This is a genomic window from Pseudomonas sp. NFX5 (genome assembly GCF_049132125.1).
In the GTDB taxonomy this organism is placed as follows: Bacteria; Pseudomonadota; Gammaproteobacteria; order Pseudomonadales; family Pseudomonadaceae; genus Aquipseudomonas; species Aquipseudomonas marginalis.
This window is the reverse complement of sequence record NZ_JAFMZG010000009.1, coordinates 461,053-479,779: the sequence shown is the minus strand read 5'-3', so window position 1 is coordinate 479,779 and position 18,727 is coordinate 461,053. Positions and strand designations below refer to the sequence as shown.

The 18,727-nt window shown below is 60.8% G+C and carries 18 protein-coding genes; 16 read left to right on the top strand and 2 right to left on the bottom strand.

Annotated features, from left to right (window positions below):
• Positions 1-29: 29 nt before the first annotated feature.
• The gene (locus tag J1N02_RS06190; protein ID WP_027603630.1) at positions 30-1,694 is read right to left on the bottom strand and encodes an electron transfer flavoprotein-ubiquinone oxidoreductase; all 1,665 of its coding nucleotides are present in this window, start codon (positions 1,692-1,694) and stop codon (positions 30-32) included.
• A 533-nt stretch (positions 1,695-2,227) separates the two neighbouring features.
• On the opposite strand from J1N02_RS06190, the gene J1N02_RS06185 reads away from it, so the two are divergent.
• The 14 genes from J1N02_RS06185 to J1N02_RS06120 all read left to right on the top strand — a co-directional run bounded on the left by J1N02_RS06185 (position 2,228) and on the right by J1N02_RS06120 (position 13,878).
• Complete coding sequence (locus J1N02_RS06185; protein ID WP_065924817.1) at positions 2,228-2,977, top strand: electron transfer flavoprotein subunit beta/FixA family protein; 750 nt, start codon at positions 2,228-2,230, stop codon at positions 2,975-2,977.
• A gap of 2 nt (positions 2,978-2,979) precedes the next feature.
• Positions 2,980-3,909: an electron transfer flavoprotein subunit alpha/FixB family protein gene (locus tag J1N02_RS06180; protein WP_098478899.1), complete on the top strand. Its 930-nt coding sequence runs from the start codon at positions 2,980-2,982 to the stop codon at positions 3,907-3,909.
• 84 nt (positions 3,910-3,993) lie between these two features.
• A complete protein-coding gene (locus J1N02_RS06175; RefSeq protein WP_027603633.1) occupies positions 3,994-4,809 on the top strand; it encodes a substrate-binding periplasmic protein in 816 nt (271 codons plus the stop codon).
• Positions 4,810-4,818: 9 nt separating this feature from the next.
• Positions 4,819-5,181 (top strand): DUF4398 domain-containing protein, encoded by a 363-nt coding sequence (locus J1N02_RS06170; RefSeq protein ID WP_027603634.1) that lies wholly within the window; start codon positions 4,819-4,821, stop codon positions 5,179-5,181.
• Positions 5,178-5,993 carry an OmpA family protein gene (locus J1N02_RS06165; RefSeq protein ID WP_027603635.1) on the top strand — a complete coding sequence of 272 codons (816 nt, stop codon included), beginning with the start codon at positions 5,178-5,180 and terminating at the stop codon, positions 5,991-5,993. Before J1N02_RS06170 ends, J1N02_RS06165 begins: the two co-directional genes overlap by 4 nt.
• A gap of 271 nt (positions 5,994-6,264) precedes the next feature.
• Positions 6,265-7,704 carry a PLP-dependent aminotransferase family protein gene (locus J1N02_RS06160; protein ID WP_017527404.1) on the top strand — a complete coding sequence of 480 codons (1,440 nt, stop codon included), beginning with the start codon at positions 6,265-6,267 and terminating at the stop codon, positions 7,702-7,704.
• A gap of 104 nt (positions 7,705-7,808) precedes the next feature.
• Complete coding sequence (locus J1N02_RS06155) at positions 7,809-8,300, top strand: hypothetical protein (protein WP_027603636.1); 492 nt, start codon at positions 7,809-7,811, stop codon at positions 8,298-8,300.
• Positions 8,301-8,462: 162 nt separating this feature from the next.
• Complete coding sequence (locus J1N02_RS06150; protein ID WP_017527406.1) at positions 8,463-8,717, top strand: YkgJ family cysteine cluster protein; 255 nt, start codon at positions 8,463-8,465, stop codon at positions 8,715-8,717.
• 41 nt (positions 8,718-8,758) lie between these two features.
• Positions 8,759-9,364: an START domain-containing protein gene (locus tag J1N02_RS06145; RefSeq protein ID WP_027603637.1), complete on the top strand. Its 606-nt coding sequence runs from the start codon at positions 8,759-8,761 to the stop codon at positions 9,362-9,364.
• Positions 9,365-9,467: 103 nt separating this feature from the next.
• On the top strand, positions 9,468-9,704 hold the full coding sequence (locus J1N02_RS06140; protein ID WP_027603638.1) for a hypothetical protein: 237 nt from the start codon (positions 9,468-9,470) through the stop codon (positions 9,702-9,704).
• A gap of 213 nt (positions 9,705-9,917) precedes the next feature.
• Positions 9,918-10,259, top strand: coding sequence for a ribonuclease E inhibitor RraB (locus J1N02_RS06135; protein ID WP_015885395.1), 342 nt, complete (start codon positions 9,918-9,920; stop codon positions 10,257-10,259).
• 454 nt (positions 10,260-10,713) lie between these two features.
• Positions 10,714-12,123, top strand: coding sequence for a circularly permuted type 2 ATP-grasp protein (locus J1N02_RS06130; protein ID WP_027603639.1), 1,410 nt, complete (start codon positions 10,714-10,716; stop codon positions 12,121-12,123).
• A 4-nt stretch (positions 12,124-12,127) separates the two neighbouring features.
• Positions 12,128-13,078, top strand: a complete 951-nt coding sequence (locus tag J1N02_RS06125; protein WP_027603640.1) for an alpha-E domain-containing protein — start codon at positions 12,128-12,130, stop codon at positions 13,076-13,078.
• Positions 13,075-13,878, top strand: a complete 804-nt coding sequence (locus J1N02_RS06120) for a transglutaminase family protein (RefSeq protein WP_027603641.1) — start codon at positions 13,075-13,077, stop codon at positions 13,876-13,878. Before J1N02_RS06125 ends, J1N02_RS06120 begins: the two co-directional genes overlap by 4 nt.
• Positions 13,879-13,906: 28 nt before the next feature.
• Here J1N02_RS06120 and J1N02_RS06115 read toward each other — a convergent pair whose 3' ends face one another.
• Complete coding sequence (locus J1N02_RS06115; protein ID WP_098478902.1) at positions 13,907-14,713, bottom strand: c-type cytochrome; 807 nt, start codon at positions 14,711-14,713, stop codon at positions 13,907-13,909.
• A 639-nt stretch (positions 14,714-15,352) separates the two neighbouring features.
• Here J1N02_RS06115 and J1N02_RS06110 point away from each other — a divergent pair.
• Together J1N02_RS06110 and J1N02_RS06105 are read left to right on the top strand one after the other, a co-directional pair.
• Complete coding sequence (locus J1N02_RS06110) at positions 15,353-16,558, top strand: acetyl-CoA C-acetyltransferase (protein WP_092355451.1); 1,206 nt, start codon at positions 15,353-15,355, stop codon at positions 16,556-16,558.
• Positions 16,559-16,574: 16 nt separating this feature from the next.
• Positions 16,575-18,719, top strand: a complete 2,145-nt coding sequence (locus J1N02_RS06105) for a 3-hydroxyacyl-CoA dehydrogenase NAD-binding domain-containing protein (protein WP_421147224.1) — start codon at positions 16,575-16,577, stop codon at positions 18,717-18,719.
• The last annotated feature ends 8 nt before the right edge of the window (positions 18,720-18,727 follow it).

The window sequence follows — 18,727 nt, the reverse complement described above, 5'->3', positions numbered from 1 at the left end:
AAGGCTCCCATTCGGGAGCCTCGCTTGGCTTACATATTCGGGTAAGTCGGCCCGCCCGCACCTTCCGGTGTGACCCACGTGATGTTCTGCGAAGGGTCCTTGATGTCACAGGTCTTGCAGTGCACGCAGTTCTGGGCGTTGATCTGGAAGCGCTTCTCGCCGTCTTCCTGGGTGATCACTTCATACACGCCGGCCGGGCAGTAACGCTGCGCCGGTTCATCGTAGAGCGGCAGGTTGGTGCCGATCGGGATGCTTGGGTCTTTCAACTTCAAGTGGCACGGCTGCTCTTCTTCGTGGTTGGTACCGGAGATGAACACCGAGCTCAACTTGTCGAAGCTCAACTTGCCGTCGGGTTTCGGGTAGTCGATCTTCTTGCTGTCCTTGGCCAGCTTCAGGCAGGCGTAGTCCGGCTTGGTGTCGTGCAGGGTGAACGGCATCTTGCCGCCGAGGATGTTCTGGTCGAACCAGTTGAAGCCGGCGCCGATGATCGGGCCGAACTTGTGCATCGCCGGGCCGAAGTTGCGGCTGGCGAACAGTTCTTCGTAGAGCCAGCTTGCCTTGAAGCTGTCGACATAGTTGGTCAGCTCATCGCCGCCTTCGGATTCGGCCAGCAGGCGTTCGGCCACGGCATCGGCAGCGAGCATGCCGGACTTCATCGCAGTGTGGCTGCCCTTGATCTTGGCCACGTTCATGGTGCCCAGGTCGCAGCCGATGAGCGCGCCGCCCTTGAAGACCATCTTCGGCAACGAGTTGATACCTCCCTTGGCCAGGGCGCGTGCGCCGTAGCTGATGCGCTTGCCGCCTTCCAGGTACTGGGCCAGCACCGGGTGGTGCTTGAGGCGCTGGAACTCATCGAAGGGCGACAGGAAGGTGTTGCTGTAGGACAGGTCGACGATCAGGCCAACCACCACCTGGTTGTTTTCCAGGTGATAGAGGAACGAGCCACCGGTGTTCTCGTTGCTCATGATGTCCAGCGGCCAACCGGCGGTGTGCACCACCAGGCCTGGCTGGTGCTTGGCCGGGTCGATTTCCCAGATTTCCTTGAGGCCGATGCCGTAGTGCTGGGCGTCGGCGTCGCTGTCCAGGTTGAAACGCTGGATCAACTGCTTGCCGATATGCCCACGGCAGCCTTCGGCGAACAGCGTGTACTTGCCGCGCAGTTCCATGCCGGGGGTATAGACGCCTTCCTTTGGCTGGCCTTCACGGTCGACGCCCAGGTCGCCGGTGATGATCCCGCGCACCACGCCGTTTTCATCGAACAGTGCTTCCTGGGCGGCGAAGCCTGGGTAGACTTCCACGCCCAGGTTCTCGGCCTGCTGGGCCAGCCAGCGGCACAGGTTGCCCAGGGAGATGATGTAGTTGCCTTCGTTGTGCATGGTCTTGGGCACGAAGAAGTCAGGCACCTTGGTGGAGGTGTCGGCGCTGCGCAGCACATAGATGTCATCGCGCACCACGGGGGTGTTGAGCGGGGCGCCGAGTTCCTTCCAGTCCGGGAACAGTTCGTTCAGGGCGCGGGGCTCGAACACGGCACCGGAGAGGATGTGTGCGCCCACTTCGGAGCCTTTCTCGACCACGCAGACGCTGATTTCCTTACCGGCTTCGGCGGCCTTCTGCTTCAGTCGGCAGGCGGCAGACAGGCCCGCCGGGCCAGCGCCGACGATGACCACGTCGAATTCCATGTATTCGCGTTCCACAGGCTATCTCCTACTCAAGGCTCAACAGGCTTTTTTTCTAATGGGTGGAGGTTCAGTGTCGTGTCCGTCATCGCCGTGCGCAACGGCAGGGGATGACCCACCTGTCTCTCTAGGTGGCGCATTATATATAGACCACTGTCAGCGTCCAATACAAACGTTTGTTTGAATTGCCCGCAGGCTAGGTAAATCAAAGCAACGCGGCTTATGACTGGCCATTTTGCCGTATTGACCAGAATAGGCGTTCCGGTCAATATACGGTCGGTTTTGCACAGACCGTAGGCAGACTGTAGGTTTCAAGAGCACGTCCAAAAGCACGGCAAAGGCAAAACAGGTGACGCGCGTTTAATTGATGGCGCGCAGTTTACACGCCGCGATAAAGAATGACCTCCCAGTCACCACTGACGAACGGTCATCACTTCCCGTGAGCAAGGTCATTCGCCGCCGTTTTTGGAGGTGCCCTTGTGTGCCGATGAGCATCAACCGCCAGGTTCGCCTAGGCGACTTTCTTTTCACCGGAGAGTAACGAGGAATCCATGAAGGTTCTTGTAGCTGTCAAACGCGTTGTCGATTACAACGTGAAAGTTCGCGTCAAGGCGGACAATTCCGGCGTCGACCTTGCTAACGTCAAGATGTCGATGAACCCTTTCTGTGAAATCGCCGTGGAAGAAGCCGTACGCCTGAAAGAGAAAGGCGTGGCGACTGAAATCGTTGTGGTTTCCATCGGCCCGACCACTGCTCAAGAGCAGTTGCGTACCGCCCTGGCACTGGGTGCCGACCGCGCTATCCTGGTCGAGTCCGCTGAAGAGCTGACCTCCCTGGCCGTGGCCAAGTTGCTCAAGGCCGTTGTCGACAAGGAACAGCCTCAGCTGGTGATCCTCGGCAAACAGGCGATCGACAGCGACAACAACCAGACTGGCCAGATGCTGGCTGCACTGACCGGTTACGGCCAGGGCACCTTCGCTTCCAAAGTCGAAGTGAGCGGCGACAACGTTGCCGTGACCCGTGAAATCGACGGCGGCGCGCAGACGGTTTCCCTGAAACTGCCGGCCATCGTCACCACCGACCTGCGTTTGAACGAGCCGCGCTACGCGTCCCTGCCAAACATCATGAAAGCCAAGAAGAAGCCTCTCGAAGTGCTGACTCCGGATGCTTTGGGCGTTTCCACCGCCTCCACCAACAAGACCGTCAAAGTCGAAGCGCCGGCTGCACGCAGCGCGGGCATCAAGGTCAAGTCGGTGGCTGAACTGGTCGAGAAACTGAAAAACGAAGCGAAGGTAATCTAAAAATGACTATCTTGGTAATCGCTGAACACGACAACAAGGTGCTGGCCCCGGCCACCCTGAACACTGTTGCTGCTGCCGCTAAAATCGGTGGCGACATCCACGTACTGGTCGCCGGTCAAGGCGCTGGCGCCGTGGCTGAGGCTGCAGCCAAAGTGGCTGGCGTGAGCAAAGTACTGCTGGCCGACAATGCCGCTTACGCTCACCAACTGCCGGAAAACGTCGCCCCTCTGGTAGCAGAGCTGGGCGCTGGCTACAGCCACATCCTGGCTGCCGCCACTTCCAACGGCAAAAACATCCTGCCACGCGTTGCCGCGCAGCTGGACGTTGACCAGATCTCCGAGATCATCTCGGTAGAAAGCGCCGACACCTTCAAGCGCCCGATCTATGCCGGTAACGCGATTGCCACCGTGCAATCGACCGCTGCCGTCAAAGTCATCACCGTGCGTGCCACCGGTTTCGATCCGGTTGCCGCTGAAGGTGGCTCGGCTGCCGTTGAAGCCGTTGCTGCTGCCCACGACGCTGGCACCTCCAGCTTTGTCGGCGAAGAGCTGGCCAAGTCGGACCGTCCTGAGCTGACCGCTGCCAAGATCGTCGTTTCCGGCGGCCGCGGCATGCAGAACGGTGACAACTTCAAGCACCTGTACGCCCTGGCCGACAAGCTCGGCGCTGCGGTCGGCGCCTCCCGCGCGGCCGTCGACGCAGGCTTCGTACCCAACGACATGCAGGTCGGCCAGACCGGCAAGATCGTTGCGCCACAGCTGTACATCGCTGTCGGTATCTCCGGCGCGATCCAGCACTTGGCCGGCATGAAAGACTCCAAGGTGATCGTCGCGATCAACAAGGACGAAGAAGCACCGATCTTCCAGGTGGCCGATTACGGCCTGGTGGCGGACTTGTTCGAAGCCGTACCTGAGTTGGAGAAGCTGGTCTAATCCAGCCGCTTCACTTATAAAGAGCCCGGTCTAGTGACCGGGCTTTTTTTGGCCCGGGCTTTTTTGAACGCCGGAGAAACCGCCATGGAACTGCGCCCCTGGGCCGTACTGCTGGGACTTACGCTGCTGCCGAGCCTGACCCAGGCAGCCGGCAAATGTGACCGCCTGGTGATCACCGGCAGCCCGGACGCACCGCCGCTGCTGTGGCGCGATCCCCAAGACCCGACGCACCTGATCGGCGCCACCGCCGATGTCTTGCAACAGGTAGCCAAGGAGCTTGGGTTGAAAATCGACCTGCTCTACGGCGGCAAGCGTTCCCTGGCCCTGGACGAAGTGCGCAGCGGGCGCATGGACATCCTCGCCGATGCACCGCTGAACCTTGGCGAGCTGGAAACCCTCGACTACATCCACCCGGCGCTGGTACAGCTCGATTATCTGGTCTGGACCCGCAAGGATTCGGCGCTGGCCTATACCACGGCGGCCGACCTGCATGGCCACAAGGGTGCAGTGTCGGAGCGAGCACGCTTGAGCCGCGACTTTGAAACCTTCGCCGGCCAGCAACTGACCCTGCAACGCCTGCCCACGTTGACCCCGGCCTTCCAGAAACTGCTGCTGGGGGAAGTGGACTACGTGCTGGCCGGGCGTTACTCCGGCATGGCCATGGCCCAGACGTTAGGGATGAGCAATGACCTGGTCGCCCGCGACGTGCCCGTCGATCAGCCCGGCCTGTACCTGGCGATTTCCCACAACTCGGCCTGCAATGATCCGTGGCTGCGCGGACAGCTGGCCAAAAAGATGACAGAATTGCCCGGGTCTGGTGTGACGGAAGCCGCGCTGCAGCGCAATCTGGAGCGTTGGAAAGCGCAATTGCAACAACCCGTCGGCACCCCAACAAAGTAGGGATTTTCAGTGACTCTTCGACCTTTTTTCGCGGCCCTCGCCGTTGTCGCTCTGGCGGGATGTGCGGCCGATCCTGCGCCGAATGAACAAATTCGCCTCACCCAGCAAGCCCTGGAACAAGCCAACGCCGTGGGCGCCAGCGCCGATGAATCACCCGAACTGAAACTGGCCGAGGACAAATTCGCCCAGGCCAAGGCCGACATGGCCGAGCAATCCTACAAGGACGCGCGCATGCAGGCCGAACAGGCCGAGCTGGACGCGCGCCTGGCCGAAGCCCAGGTACTGACCCGCAAGAGCCAGGAACAACTGAACGTGCTCAACACCCGCATCACGCGCCTGCGCAAGCAATTGCAGCTGGGAGAAGCCCAATGAACCCGATGATCCGTGGTCTGGGCTGTGCGGTGCTGCTGGGCAGTGCGGCACTGGGCGGTTGTGCCAGCCACCCCAATGGCGAACAGGCCTTGCAACAGGCGGGCAGCGACTTCCAGAAGGTCAAGGAAGACGCCAACGTGCTGCGTATCGCACCCAAGGACGTGATCCGCGCCGGCGAATCCCTGGCGCGGGCCGACCGTTTGTCCAGCTACTGGGGCAGCGGTGCCGACGTGGTGCATTACGCCTACCTGAGCCAGCGCTACAGTGCCATCGCCCGCGAACACACCGAGCAGACACTTAACGAAGAGCGTGCCGCCAAGCTCGAACTGGAACGCCAGCGCCTGCAATTGGCCCTGCGCGAAAGCAAGCTGATCAGCGTGCAGCAGCAGGGTAAATGGCTCGAAGAACAGATCGCCAGCCTGACCACCACCCAGACCGATCGCGGCCTGGTGATGACCCTGGGCGACGTGCTGTTCGATACCGGCGAAGCGGAGTTGAAAAATTCGGCCAACCGCACGGTGTTGAAAATCGTGCAGTTCCTGCAACTGAACCCCAAGCGTGTGGTGCGCATCGAGGGGTACGCCGACAATACCGGTGGTCAGCAGGAAAACCTCAAACTGTCCCGTGATCGTGCGCAGTCGGTGGCCGATGTGCTGGTGGACCTGGGGATCGATGAGAAGCGCATCCAGGTTGAAGGCTACGGCGACCAGTACCCGGTGGAAGCCAACGCCTCCGAGCGTGGCCGCGCGCAGAACCGTCGCGTGGAAATAGTGTTCTCCGACGAGAAGGGCCAGTTGGGCGCCGCTCGCTGAAGCCTTGCGCAAATCAAAAGGGTGGGAGGGGGCTTGCCCCCGATAGCGGTGGATCAGTCACTATTTTCGGCGACTGACACTCCGTCATCGGGAGCAAGCCCCCTCCCACATTGTTCTGTATACATCTGAATATTCTCTCCACTCACCTTACAGTTTTTACTGTCACTCCCGCGCGCGCTCGACTATTGTGGCAACTGTCCCCGTACACTTCTAAACTGTGCTGGTATGTTTCACACAAAAATAAAATACCCGTGAAATCGAGTGCTGCGTCATGACCAATCTGTTGCTTTACCAACGTATCGCCCAGCAACTGGCTGAGGACATCCGTCGCGGTGTCTATCAACCTGGCGAGCGCGTGCCCTCGGTGCGCAAGATGAGCTCCCAGCTCAATGTCAGCCACGCTACGGTATTGCAGGCCTACGCCAACCTGGAAGACCAGGGGCTGATCCGGGCACGGCCGCAGTCCGGTTACTACGTGCACCAGACACCAGCACTCACGGCGCCCACGCCGGACATCGCGCGGGTCGAGCGCCCGGGGTTGGTCACCCGCAGCAGCATTATCCAGCAGGTATTGGGCGAGTCGCGCCGCGAAGGTGTATTTCCCCTGGGCGCCGCCGTGCCGAGCGTCGACTATCTGCCGGTACGGGCGCTGCACCAGCAATTGGCCAAGGTCACGCGCTTCCAGAGCCCACGCGCCTTCAGCTACATGTTCAGCCCCGGTTTCGAGCCGCTGCGTCGCCAGGTGGCGATTCGCATGCGTGACGCCGGCGTGGTGGTGGACCCCTCCGAAGTGGTGATCACCCACGGCTGTGTTGACGCCTTGCAGATGTCGCTACGGGTGCTGACACGCCCCGGCGACTTGATCGCGGCTGAATCGCCGACCTATTACGGCTTGCTGCAACTGGCCGACCTGTTGGGCCTCAAGGTCATCGAGATCCCCAGCGACCCGTCCACCGGCATGAGCCTGGAAGCCCTGCAACTGGCCGCCAACCAATGGTCGATCAAGGCCCTGGTGTTGACCACGCGCCTGAGCAACCCCCTGGGCGGCACCATGCCCGAGGAACGGCAGAAACAGTTGCTGCGCCTGGCCTCGGATTTCGACATCCAGATTGTCGAAGACGATATTTACGGCGAACTGATGTTCGAACTCGGCCGCACCAAGGCCCTCAAGGCCTATGATCGCCTGGACCGGGTCATTTATTGCTCGAGCTTTTCCAAGACCTTGTCGCCGGGTGTGCGCATCGGCTGGATGATCGCCGGCAAGTACCAGCAGGAAATCCAGCGCCTGCAAATGTTCAGCACCCACTCGGCCTGCAGCGTCACCCAGATGGGCGTGGCAGCGTATCTGGAGAACGGCGGCTACGACCGGCACCTGCGTTACATCCGCCAGGAATACCGCAAGAATCTCAGCGCCTTCCAACTGGCGGTGCAGCAGTATTTCCCGGAAGGCACCCAGATGACTCGTCCGACGGGCGGCTTTATCTTGTGGGTCAGTTTGCCAGGGCGGGTCAATACCCAGGAACTGCACGTGCGCGCCCTGCAACAGGGCATCAGCATTGCGCCGGGCTTGATCTTCAGCAATACCGAGCAGTTCAACCACTGTATTCGCCTTAACTGCGGCACACCGTGGAACCGCGAAGCAGAGCGTGCGCTGATGACCCTGGGGATGCTGGCCAGCCAGCTATGCCAGGAAACCGCAGCCGGCTTTTGAGGCGCCGAAAAGGCGCAGCGCCGATAGCTGGCTGATGACCGCGCTTGTCATGCCGCGCACAACAAGCGAGCATATGGCCCTCTGCCGTTAATGCTGTAGGCAATATGACCTCGATTGTTCGCGCTGCTTTGGTGATTGGCCTGTTAAGCCTGTGTAACGTCGGCACAGCGCTGGCGGCGGCACCCGTGGCTGAAAACAAGCCCGCTGCCAATACCCGGCAGGATGCCCCGGCAAAAAAACCTTCCCCCGCCAAGCAAGCCCCCGTCGCGAAAAAACCAACCGCCACGGCGAAAAAACGTGCGTCGACGGCGAAAAAATCCAAGTCAGCCCAGGAAGTGGCACAGACCAAACTGCCACCGGCACAGTTGGATTTGTCCCTGCCTTCGGACATGGTCAGGCATCTGCAGCCCCTGGGGACCGTGCCCAAGCCCAAGAGCGTGCCGTTGTTGCCGCCGATGTTCGGTGAAAAGCCCACCGACAACAGTGCGTTCCAGATCAACGGCCGTTTGCTCAGCAATGAGATGAAGCTGCAACTGCGCAACGAAGAGCGCCGTGAAGTGGAAGGTGCCGCGTTGGAATTCGAGTTCAAACAGTAAACTTTTTCCTACAAAGTGACGCAGGCCGTCGACCATTTGTCGCAGACTGGTCGGTCACTTTTGTTTTGTGCGAAAAACCCCTGTTAACCCATTTTAAAACGACTGTTTAAGGGCGTACCCTAGCCCGGCCGTCCCTATTGAGTCGTCGAGGACCTGCTGGTCATGAATTGCCGTGAAGGCTGTGGCGCCTGCTGCATCGCCCCCTCCATCAGTTCGCCGTTACCCGGGATGCCCAATGGCAAACCGGCGGGCGAACGCTGCCTGCACCTGTCGGTCGAACAGCTGTGCCAACTGTTCGGCCAGCCGGAGCGCCCGGCGGTGTGCAGTGATTTCAAGGCGGATATCGATGTCTGCGGCACCGACCAGGCCGATGCGATCCGGTTGATCGGCTGGTGGGAGCAGATGACGGCGGCTTGAGGGGCTTTACTATCGGAACTTCAACAATAAGGAATACAACAATGGGTTCGCTGAAACGAATGGCTGTGCTGTGCGGTTTTACCCTGGTATTTGCTGCCACTGCCCAGGCTGAGGATTGGCAGGTTGCCAAGGATGAAGACGGTATCAAGGTGTCCCTGAGCGAAGTCGCCGGCTCCAAATACAAGGCGTATCGCGGTGTGACCGTGATCAAGGCGCCTGTCGCCAGGATCCAGGCCCTGCAGGAAGATGTGGCCGGTGCCTGCTCGTGGATTCATGAGTGCAAATCCCAGAAGCTGGTGGACAAGAAAGGCGATGAGGCCTGGACCTACACCCAGTTCAAGGCGCCTTTCCCGGTGACCGATCGTGATTCATATATCCATGTCACCACCACCAAGGACGCCGACGGCAGCGTAACCCGCAAGCTGCAGGGCGTGCCGACCTACAAGCCCGAAGAAAAAGGCTACGTGCGTGTCGCTCAGGTCGAGGGCTTCTGGAAACTGGTCCCTAAAGGCGCCAATGAGACCGAAGTCACCTACCAGGTACACACCGAGCCAGGCGGCAGCGTGCCGTCGTGGCTGGCCAACAAGTTCGTGGTGGAAGCGCCGTTCAACACCCTGAAAGCCTTGAAGGAACACGCTGAAAAATAACTGTGCTTGATCCGGTGCTTCCTGACTTGAGTGGAACGTTTGCCGAGCCCTCAAGGTCCAGATAGATGTAAGCCCACACATGGGTTTTATCGAGGAGGCACCGATGCAAAAGTGGCAGATTACCTTCGTTGATGATCACGGCGTACAGTCCGTGGAGCAGTTCACCTGCGAGCACAAGCCCAGCCTCGAAGATGCGGCACACATGATCCGCAACAAGCTGGTGCCCGTGGCCGCCGAACTGGACCTCAACGACCTTGAGGGCCGCAAGCCCGAGCCAACGGTCAAGATCCTCAAAGACCAGAACAGTATTCAAATCCTCGACATCTCTCCCGCCGCCTGAACATTTCCTGTATGCCATTCAAGCACCTCTGGTGGAGGTGATAGCTTCGCGCTACTCTGCAAGTGAGATCAGCGAATGAATCGCTAAGGTCTGGTCTTGTCAGCTACATGCTTGTTTTCCCGTGGTGATGTTGTTGCCGTGGTACCCGCGCCGTCAGCGCGCGGGCTTTGGGAAGCACGGAAAGTCTATCCATCGGTTTGAGGAGGACGTTTCATGAGCACAGCCTATCAAGAAGACATCAGCACCAACGTTCTGCGCCGCATGAAAGAAGGCGGCTTCGACTTTTCACGGTTCCACCCCATTGAGTTCTACGCCATTTTCCCGGATGAGGAACGGGCGCGCAGGGCTGCGGGTGAATTTCGTGGTGAGTCCCTGAATGCCCAGGTCAGTGCGCGCGACGATGGCGCCTGGTACCTGGAACTGAGCAAGATCATGTTTGCAACCTACGATGGCATAGGAGACTTCGAGCAGGACTTTGAAGCGGTGGTCGAGCCGCTGGGCGGAATCATCGAAGGTTGGGGCGTCAAGCAGGAGGTGCGTGGGTTACCCATGTAGCGCCATTGTATGAGCAACACAGCGTATCGGCTGACCCTGGGGTCGGCCGATTTTGTATGTGCTGTGTGAAAATTTCCGGAACTACCGTTGCCCTTTCCCGCACAAAAAAAAGCCACCCGAAAAGGGTGGCTGAAAGGGAAGACCGAAGGAGCCGGTCAGTACACGAGCTTCAAGGTACCGAGTGCGGGATGGGTAAGGCTGTAGGACGTGTCCTGTTCAGCGGATGGGGAGAATTATCCGCAGGCTGGCACGGGCAGTGAAATCAACTCTGACTATGCTGTTGATAGCCAAAGCCTGCATTGCCATGAAGCGTGCGGCAGTGCAGTGGGGATTCCGCGCACCAGGACGGTGCGATCAGGTCTTTGCTTATATTCAACTCACTGATTTTTAAGTGTTTATGCCGCTGGCACGGGCCTTGCGATGGTTCTTGCGTCCGGGTGACAAGGAGTACGGCATGATCCGCACTTATTACGACGAAATGTACGATGGGGCAGGGCAGGTTCGCCCTCACTACCGCGAGTTCGCCCGCTGGTTGGCCGACACCCCCGCTGAACTGCTGGCCCAGCGCCGGCGCGAAGCCGATTTGCTGTTTCACCGCGCCGGGATCACCTTCACGCTTTACGGCGACGAGCAGGGCACCGAGCGCCTGATTCCGTTCGACACCATCCCCCGCAGCATTCCCGCCAGCGAATGGCGGATGGTCGAGCGTGGCTGCATCCAGCGGGTCAAGGCGCTGAACATGTTTCTCGCCGACCTCTATCACGAACAACGCATCATCAAGGCCGGGATCATTCCCGCCGAACAGGTACTGGCCAACGAGCAATACCAGTTGGCAATGCAGGGGCTGAACCTGCACCGCGACCTGTATTCCCACATCTCCGGAGTCGACCTCGTACGCGACGGCGACGGCACCTACTACGTGCTGGAAGACAACCTGCGTACACCCAGCGGCGTGAGCTACATGCTCGAAGACCGCAAGATGATGATGCGCCTGTTCCCCGAGCTGTTCGCGGCCCAGCGCATCGCGCCGATCGATCATTACCCCAACCTGCTGCTCGATACCCTGAAAAGCGCCAGCCCCCTGGATAATCCCAGCGTCGTGGTGCTGACCCCGGGGCGCTTCAACAGCGCGTTTTTCGAGCATGCATTTTTAGCCCGGGAAATGGGTGTGGAGTTGGTGGAAGGCGCCGACCTGTTCGTGCGCGATGACCGTGTGTTCATGCGCACCACCGACGGCCCCAAAGCCGTGGACGTGATCTACCGTCGCCTCGACGACGCATTCCTCGACCCGCTGGCCTTCAACCCCGACTCCATGCTCGGCGTGCCCGGCCTGCTGGCGGCGTATCGCTCGGGCAATGTGGTGCTGGCCAATGCCATCGGCACCGGGGTGGCGGATGACAAGTCGGTGTACCCCTTCGTCACCGAGATGATCCGTTTTTACCTGGACGAAGAACCGATCCTGCAGAACGTTCCCACCTTCCAGTGCCGTAAGCCCGACGAATTGTCCCACGTGCTGGCCAACCTGCCGGACCTGGTGGTGAAGGAAACCCAGGGCTCCGGCGGCTACGGCATGCTGGTGGGCCCAGCGTCCACGGCCGCGGAAATCGAAGCCTTCCGCGCGCGTATCAAGGCCAAGCCCCACGCCTATATCGCACAGCCAACCCTGTGTTTATCCACCTGCCCGACCTTTGTCGAAAACGGCATTGCGCCGCGCCATATCGACCTGCGCCCGTTCGTGTTGTCCGGCAAGGAAACCCGTGTGGTACCCGGCGGTTTGACCCGTGTCGCGCTGCGTGAAGGGTCGCTGGTGGTCAATTCGTCCCAGGGCGGCGGCACCAAAGACACCTGGGTGGTCGAGGACTGATGCCATGTTGAGTAGAACTGCCTCGGATTTGTACTGGATGTCGCGCTACCTGGAACGCGCGGAAAACCTCGCGCGCATGCTCGATGTCAGTTATTCGCTGTCGCTGATGCCCCAGGATGGGCGCGGTGATGGCCTGCATGAACTGGCCATGCCGCTGTTGATCACCGGCACGCTGGATGATTACCGCGAGCGCCACGGCGAATTGCACGCCGAACGCCTGCTGCATTTCTTCGCACTGGATGCGGCCAACCCGGCCAGCATCTACAGTTGTCTCGGTGCCGCGCGGGCCAGCGCCCATGCTGTGCGTGGGCGAATTACTGCCGACATGTGGGAAAACATCAACGCCACCTGGCTGGAGATTCGCGAAATCTCACAGCAGGGCCTCAGCCGCTACGGCATGAGCCGCTTCTGCGAGTGGGTCAAGGAGCGTTCCCATCTGTTCCGGGGGGCGACCTACGGCACCATCATGCGCAATGACGCCTTCCGTTTTATTCGGCTGGGTACGTTTATCGAGCGCGCCGACAACACCCTGCGCCTGCTGGATGCGCGCTATGAAATGGCCGGTGACCAGGCCGAAGCCGTTACCGATGGCACCGCCCACGCCTACTATCAATGGAGTGCCTTGCTGCGCGCGTTATCGTCGTTCGAGGCCTACACCGAGATCTACCGCGACGCCCCAGGGGCCCGGCAAGTCGCGGAGCTGTTGCTGTTGCGCGCCGATGTACCGCGCTCCCTGCGGGCCTGCAGCGAAGAGATCGACCAGATCCTCGCCAGCCTGCCCGGCATCAACGGGCGTCCGGCCCAGCGCCTGGCGGCCGAGATGGATGCGCGGCTGCGGTTTACCGCGATCGATGAAATCCTCGAGGAAGGCCTGCACGCCTGGCTGACCGACTTTATCCCCTTGGTCCGCCAGTTGGGCGACGCCATCTACAGTTCCTACCTGGAGGCCGCATGAGACTCTCCATCAGTCACGAAACCACCTACCACTACGAAGACCAGGTACGCGCCAGCATCCAGTACCTGCGCCTCACGCCCCACGACAGCGAGCGCCAGCACGTGCTCAGTTGGCAACTGGACCTGCCTCGCCCGGTGCGCGCGCAGATCGACCCGTTCGGCAACATCCTGCACGTGCTGACCCTGGACGAACCCCACGACGCCATCATCATTGGCGCCCGTGGCCAGGTGGATATCGATGAGCTGCGTGAGGCTGAACACGAGAGCCAGTCAGCCTTTCCGTTCCTGCGCTGCACCCGCCTGACCGAGCCCGACGACGCCCTGCGCGCTTTTGCGCAGCAGCATTGCCACCAGCGTCGTGATCGCACCGCGTTGATCGACCTGATGCACGCCCTCAACCAGTCGATGGTCTACACGCCCGGCGCCACCGAAGTCGACACCTGCGCCGCCCAGGCCTTCGCAGGGCGGGCGGGGGTGTGCCAGGACCATACCCATGCGTTCCTGGCCTGCGCGCGCAGCCTGGGCATTCCTGCGCGGTATGTGTCGGGGTATTTGTACACGGAAGACAGTACTCACCTGGCCAGCCACGCCTGGGCCGAAGCCTGGCTGGATGACGCCTGGTACAGCTTTGACGTGACCAACCAACTGGCCCGGCCGGAGCGGCATTTGAAACTGGCCGTGGGCCTGGACTACCTCGACGCTTGCCCGGTGCGCGGCATGCGCCGTGGCGGTGGGCATGAGCAGATGCATGCCAAGGTATTCGTGGCGCCGACGCCGGTGGTCCTGGTCCAGCAGCAATAACCCGCTCGCCACCGAGATCAGGCTGGGATCAGGGGTGTTGTTTACGCCCCGCCATATGCTTCAAGTACCCCACCAGCAATTCCAGCTCGCTGTCAGGCAACACCCTGGCGGCGAACGCTGGCATCTTCGCCTGCGGCCAGTGCCTCAGGCTCTGCGGGTCGCGGATATAGCGCTTGAGGAAGTCGCCGCTGAAATATTCCGTAGGGTTGTAGGGAACATTCAGGTCCGGCCCCACCTGTGCATCGCCGGCGCCATTGAGGCGGTGACAGGCCAGGCAGTTCTTCTGGAACAGCGCAAAGCCCTGGTTGACCGGATCATTCGCAGCCAGCGTCGGGTCGGGCAGCAGCGCCGGAAAACGTTCGGCCACCGTCTTCAACTGCTTGATCGCGGAGATCTGGAACGGCCACTGCTCCGGGCTGATATGCCCGGCCTGCGGATCGGTCCACACCAGGTAGAACGGCCCGGCACTCGGCTTGCCGTCTGCCAACGGGGGCCATGGGTGGACCGGGTCTTCCACGGCCAGCCAGGCGCGGGCGCCGTTTTTTTGCAGCAACGGTGCAGCCGTCAGTTCGGCGGCGAAGCCATCCAGGGCAACGGCTTGCAGATGATTATCGGGCTGTAGGCCCGGCAGGAGCACTGCCAGCGGTACTGCGCGATAGGTCATGTTGCGCTTGTAGGAAACGTCATCGACGACCTGCACTGTCTGCGCGTCCGGATGCTTGAGCAGGTCGGCGGTCTGCCAGGTCTTGCGGCTGTGATCCAGCTCGACGGTCAATTGCGCCGCCGAAGCGGGCAGGGCGAGCAACAAGGCAAGGAATGCGAAGATCGGTTTCAAGACGGCGGCCCCGTGTTAAGTGGCGATAGGGCCCACGATAGCGGAAAAGTGCAGGTAAAAAGGCAGCCCCTGCAACAGGATCGCTATGCACGAAGTCCCGGCAGGTGCTGCCAAAAGCGGTAATCCTGAGGAAAGAACAGGCTCAAGAAGAGGTCACCCAATGACCTTGGTCAAGTTGGGCAAGATCAGAATCAATGTGGTGGCGAACAGAATAAGTCCCGCCTGACGTACTTTCGAATGTTTGAACATGGCTGACTGCCTTTTGTTGTTATTCCTGAGCGTCAAATGCGTGCCGTTGAATATGAGTATCGCAATGTGACGTGTCGCTTTTCTTACAGCTGCTCCAGCAAAACCCGGCAGCAACTTCTTACTGATTGAACCTTAGAGCCCTCGTTCTGCGCGGCTTAGACCCATTTCATATCACCTGATCAGCATTTCAGCTTAAAAAGGCATGAGGCATAACGCCATCTTGGCGCCAATGCCTTGGCTAGACAGCTAAAACGATTAATCCAGCAATTACCTTAGGTGCCTACCGTTCGTCCGAGCGTGGCGGTCAAAAGCAATGAGCGCATCCGTCATTGAAACCGTGTCAATCGGGCCTAAGGTAAGGGCATTACTGCGCAATGGTTCGAGGACGTCATGACCCAAGCTTTGATCTTTGATGCGATACGCACGCCCCGCGGCAAAGGCAAGGCCGACGGCGCCCTGCACAGCGTCAAGCCGGTAAACCTGGTGGCCGGCCTGCTCACCGCGCTGGCACAACGCAACGACCTCGACACCCAGCAGGTGGATGACATCGTGCTCGGCTGCGTTACCCCGGTGGGCGACCAGGGCGCCGACATCGCCAAGACCGCCGCCCTGGTGGCGGACTGGGCCGTCAGCGTCGCCGGTGTACAGATCAACCGCTTCTGCGCCTCGGGCCTGGAGGCGGTTAACCTCGGCGCGATGAAAGTGCGTTCCGGCTTTGAGGACCTGGTGGTGGTCGGCGGCGTGGAGTCCATGTCCCGCGTGCCCATGGGCAGCGATGGCGGGGCCTGGGTGCTCGACCCGCAGACCAACATGCACAGCCACTTCACGCCCCAGGGCATTGGCGCCGACCTGATCGCCACCCTGGAAGGTTTCACCCGCGAGGATGTCGATACCTTTGCCCTGCAGTCCCAGCAGAAAGCCGCCAGGGCGCGTGCAGACGGTTCCTTCAACAAGTCGTTGATCGCGGTGCAGGACCAGAACGGCATTGTGCTGCTGGACCATGATGAATTCATTCGCGCCGATTCCACCCTCGAAGGCCTGGGCAAGCTCAAGCCCAGCTTCGAAATGATGGGGCAGATGGGCTTCGACGCCACCGCGTTGCGGGTCTACAGCCATGTAGAACGCATCCACCATGTACACACACCGGGCAATAGCTCGGGCATCGTCGACGGCGCCGCATTGATGTTGATCGGCTCCGAAGCGAAGAGCCGCGAGCTGGGCCTGCAACCGCGGGCACGCATCGTCGCCACGGCCGTCACTAGCACCGACCCGACCATCATGCTCACAGGCCCGGCGCCGGCCACCCGTAAAGCGCTGGCCAAGGCCGGTTTGCGCGTAGAAGACATCGACCTGTTCGAGGTCAACGAGGCCTTTGCCTCGGTGGTGCTCAAGTTCATCAAGGACATGGGCATCGACGCCGCGCGCGTCAACGTCAACGGCGGCTCCATCGCCATGGGCCACCCGCTGGGCGCCACGGGTTGCGCGATCCTCGGCACCCTGCTCGACGAACTGGAGGTGCGCCAGCAGCGCTACGGCCTGGCCACCCTGTGTGTCGGCGGCGGCATGGGCATCGCCACCATTATCGAACGCCTCTGAGCCCAAGGAATTTGTCATGACCGCTGCCATTCGTTACGAAAAAGGCCAGGACCAGATCGTGGTGCTGACCCTCGACATGCCCGGCCAGAGCGCCAACACCATGAACGCCGCGTACCGTGAGGCAATGGCGGCCACCGTCGCACGCCTGCAAGCGGAAAAGGACGACATTGCCGGTGTGGTTATCACCTCGGCGAAGAAGACCTTTTTCGCCGGCGGCGACCTCAATGAACTGATCAAGGTCGACAAGGCCCACGCCCAGGATTTCTACGCCAGCGTCCTGGTGTTGAAGGCGCAATTGCGCAGCCTGGAAACCCTCGGCAGGCCGGTGGTGGCCGCCATCAATGGCGCAGCCCTCGGCGGCGGTTGGGAGATCTGCCTGGCGTGTCATTACCGCATCGTGCTGGACGACAAGTCGGTACAACTCGGTTTGCCGGAGGTCACCCTTGGCCTGCTGCCAGGCGGTGGTGGCGTGGTGAGGATGGTGCGCATGCTGGGGCTGGAGAAGGCCTTGCCGTATTTGCTCGAAGGCAAGAAAGTCCGGCCCCAGCAAGCGCTGCAAGCCGGGTGGGTCGATGAGCTGGCGGCGGATCGCACTGAGCTGCTGGCCAAATCCCGCGCATGGATTCTCGCCAATCCGCAGGCCAGTCAGCCGTGGGACAACAAGGCCTATCAGATTCCCGGTGGTACGCCGTCTCACCCGAAAGTGGCGCAAATGCTCGCCATCGCACCATCGATTTTGCGCAGCAAAACCAACGGCTGCTTCCCGGCCCCGGAGAAAATCCTCTGCGCCGCCGTGGAAGGCGCGCAGGTGGATTTCGATACCGCACATGTGATTGAAACCCGCTACTTCACCGAATTGGTCACCGGGCAGGTGGCGAAAAACATGATGGGCACCTTCTGGTTCCAACTCAATGAAATCAACGCCGGCAGCTCGCGGCCTCAGGGCTTTGCGCCTTACGTGACGCGTAAGGTCGGGGTACTCGGTGCCGGGATGATGGGCGCAGGCATCGCCTATGTCAGCGCCTGCGCCGGTATCGATGTGGTGCTCAAGGACATCAACCAGGCGGCCGCCGAGAAGGGCAAGGCGCATTCGACGGCGCTGTTGGACAAGAAGGTCAGCCGTGGGCAATTGACCGCCGAGCAGCGCGAAACCACCCTCGCGCGGATTCATCCTACGGCTTCGGATGCTGATCTGGCCGGCTGTGACCTGATCATCGAGGCCGTGTTCGAAGACCGTGAACTCAAGGCCAAGGTCTCGGCTGCCGCACACAATGTGGTCGGCGCCGACGCGGTGATCGCCTCCAACACGTCTACCTTGCCCATCAGCGGCCTGGCCACGGCGGTGCCGGATCAAGGCAAGTTCATCGGCCTGCATTTCTTCAGCCCGGTGGACAAGATGCCCCTGGTGGAAATCATCAAGGGCGCCCGCACTTCGGACGAAACCCTGGCCCGAGGGTTCGATTTCGTCCTGCAAATCAAGAAAACTCCGATCGTGGTCAACGACAGTCGCGGGTTCTTCACCTCGCGGGTGTTCGGCACCTTCACCCATGAAGGCATCGCCATGCTCGGCGAAGGCGTGGCTGCGCCGATGATCGAGACCGAGGCGCGCAAGGCGGGTATGCCGGTGGGGCCGCTGGCGGTGTCCGATGAAGTGTCCCTCAGCCTGATGAGTCATATCCGACAGCAGGCTGCCAAGGATCTGCAGGCGGAAGGTAAAACAGTCCCACGCCATCCGGCGACGGTGGTAATTGATCTGTTGGTGAACGAGTACAAACGCGCGGGCAAGGCGGCGGGAGGCGGTTTCTACGAGTACCCGGCGGGCGGGCAGAAGCATTTGTGGCCTGAATTGAAAGCGCGCTTTGAGCGAGCCGACCAGCGCATTTCAGCACAGGATGTGCGCGACCGTTTGCTGTTTATCCAGGCCATCGAGACCGTGCGCTGCGTAGAGGAGGGCGTGTTGATGTCCACCGCGGATGCCAACGTGGGGTCGATCTTCGGGATCGGTTTTGCCGCCTGGAGTGGTGGCGCGTTGCAGTTTATCAACCAGTACGGCCTCAATGACTTTATCGCCCGTGCCCGCTACCTGGAGGAACAGTATGGGGAGCGGTTCTCGCCGCCGGCGTTGTTGCTCGACAAAGCTGCGCAGAACACGACCTTCTGACGGTTTTG

Bases quoted from the DNA above. Each gene is read 5' to 3' on its own strand.
- J1N02_RS06185 (WP_065924817.1), top strand. From the start codon at position 2,228: ATGAAGGTTCTTGTAGCTGTCAAACGCGTTGTCGATTACAACGTGAAA.
- J1N02_RS06150 (WP_017527406.1), top strand. From the start codon at position 8,463: ATGAATTGCCGTGAAGGCTGTGGCGCCTGCTGCATCGCCCCCTCCATC.
- J1N02_RS06145 (WP_027603637.1), top strand. From the start codon at position 8,759: ATGGGTTCGCTGAAACGAATGGCTGTGCTGTGCGGTTTTACCCTGGTA.
- J1N02_RS06140 (WP_027603638.1), top strand. From the start codon at position 9,468: ATGCAAAAGTGGCAGATTACCTTCGTTGATGATCACGGCGTACAGTCC.
- J1N02_RS06155 (WP_027603636.1), top strand. From the start codon at position 7,809: ATGACCTCGATTGTTCGCGCTGCTTTGGTGATTGGCCTGTTAAGCCTG.
- J1N02_RS06180 (WP_098478899.1), top strand. From the start codon at position 2,980: ATGACTATCTTGGTAATCGCTGAACACGACAACAAGGTGCTGGCCCCG.
- J1N02_RS06130 (WP_027603639.1), top strand. From the start codon at position 10,714: ATGATCCGCACTTATTACGACGAAATGTACGATGGGGCAGGGCAGGTT.
- J1N02_RS06120 (WP_027603641.1), top strand. From the start codon at position 13,075: ATGAGACTCTCCATCAGTCACGAAACCACCTACCACTACGAAGACCAG.
- J1N02_RS06110 (WP_092355451.1), top strand. From the start codon at position 15,353: ATGACCCAAGCTTTGATCTTTGATGCGATACGCACGCCCCGCGGCAAA.
- J1N02_RS06135 (WP_015885395.1), top strand. From the start codon at position 9,918: ATGAGCACAGCCTATCAAGAAGACATCAGCACCAACGTTCTGCGCCGC.
- J1N02_RS06105 (WP_421147224.1), top strand. From the start codon at position 16,575: ATGACCGCTGCCATTCGTTACGAAAAAGGCCAGGACCAGATCGTGGTG.
- J1N02_RS06125 (WP_027603640.1), top strand. From the start codon at position 12,128: ATGTTGAGTAGAACTGCCTCGGATTTGTACTGGATGTCGCGCTACCTG.
- J1N02_RS06165 (WP_027603635.1), top strand. From the start codon at position 5,178: ATGAACCCGATGATCCGTGGTCTGGGCTGTGCGGTGCTGCTGGGCAGT.
- J1N02_RS06160 (WP_017527404.1), top strand. From the start codon at position 6,265: ATGACCAATCTGTTGCTTTACCAACGTATCGCCCAGCAACTGGCTGAG.
- J1N02_RS06175 (WP_027603633.1), top strand. From the start codon at position 3,994: ATGGAACTGCGCCCCTGGGCCGTACTGCTGGGACTTACGCTGCTGCCG.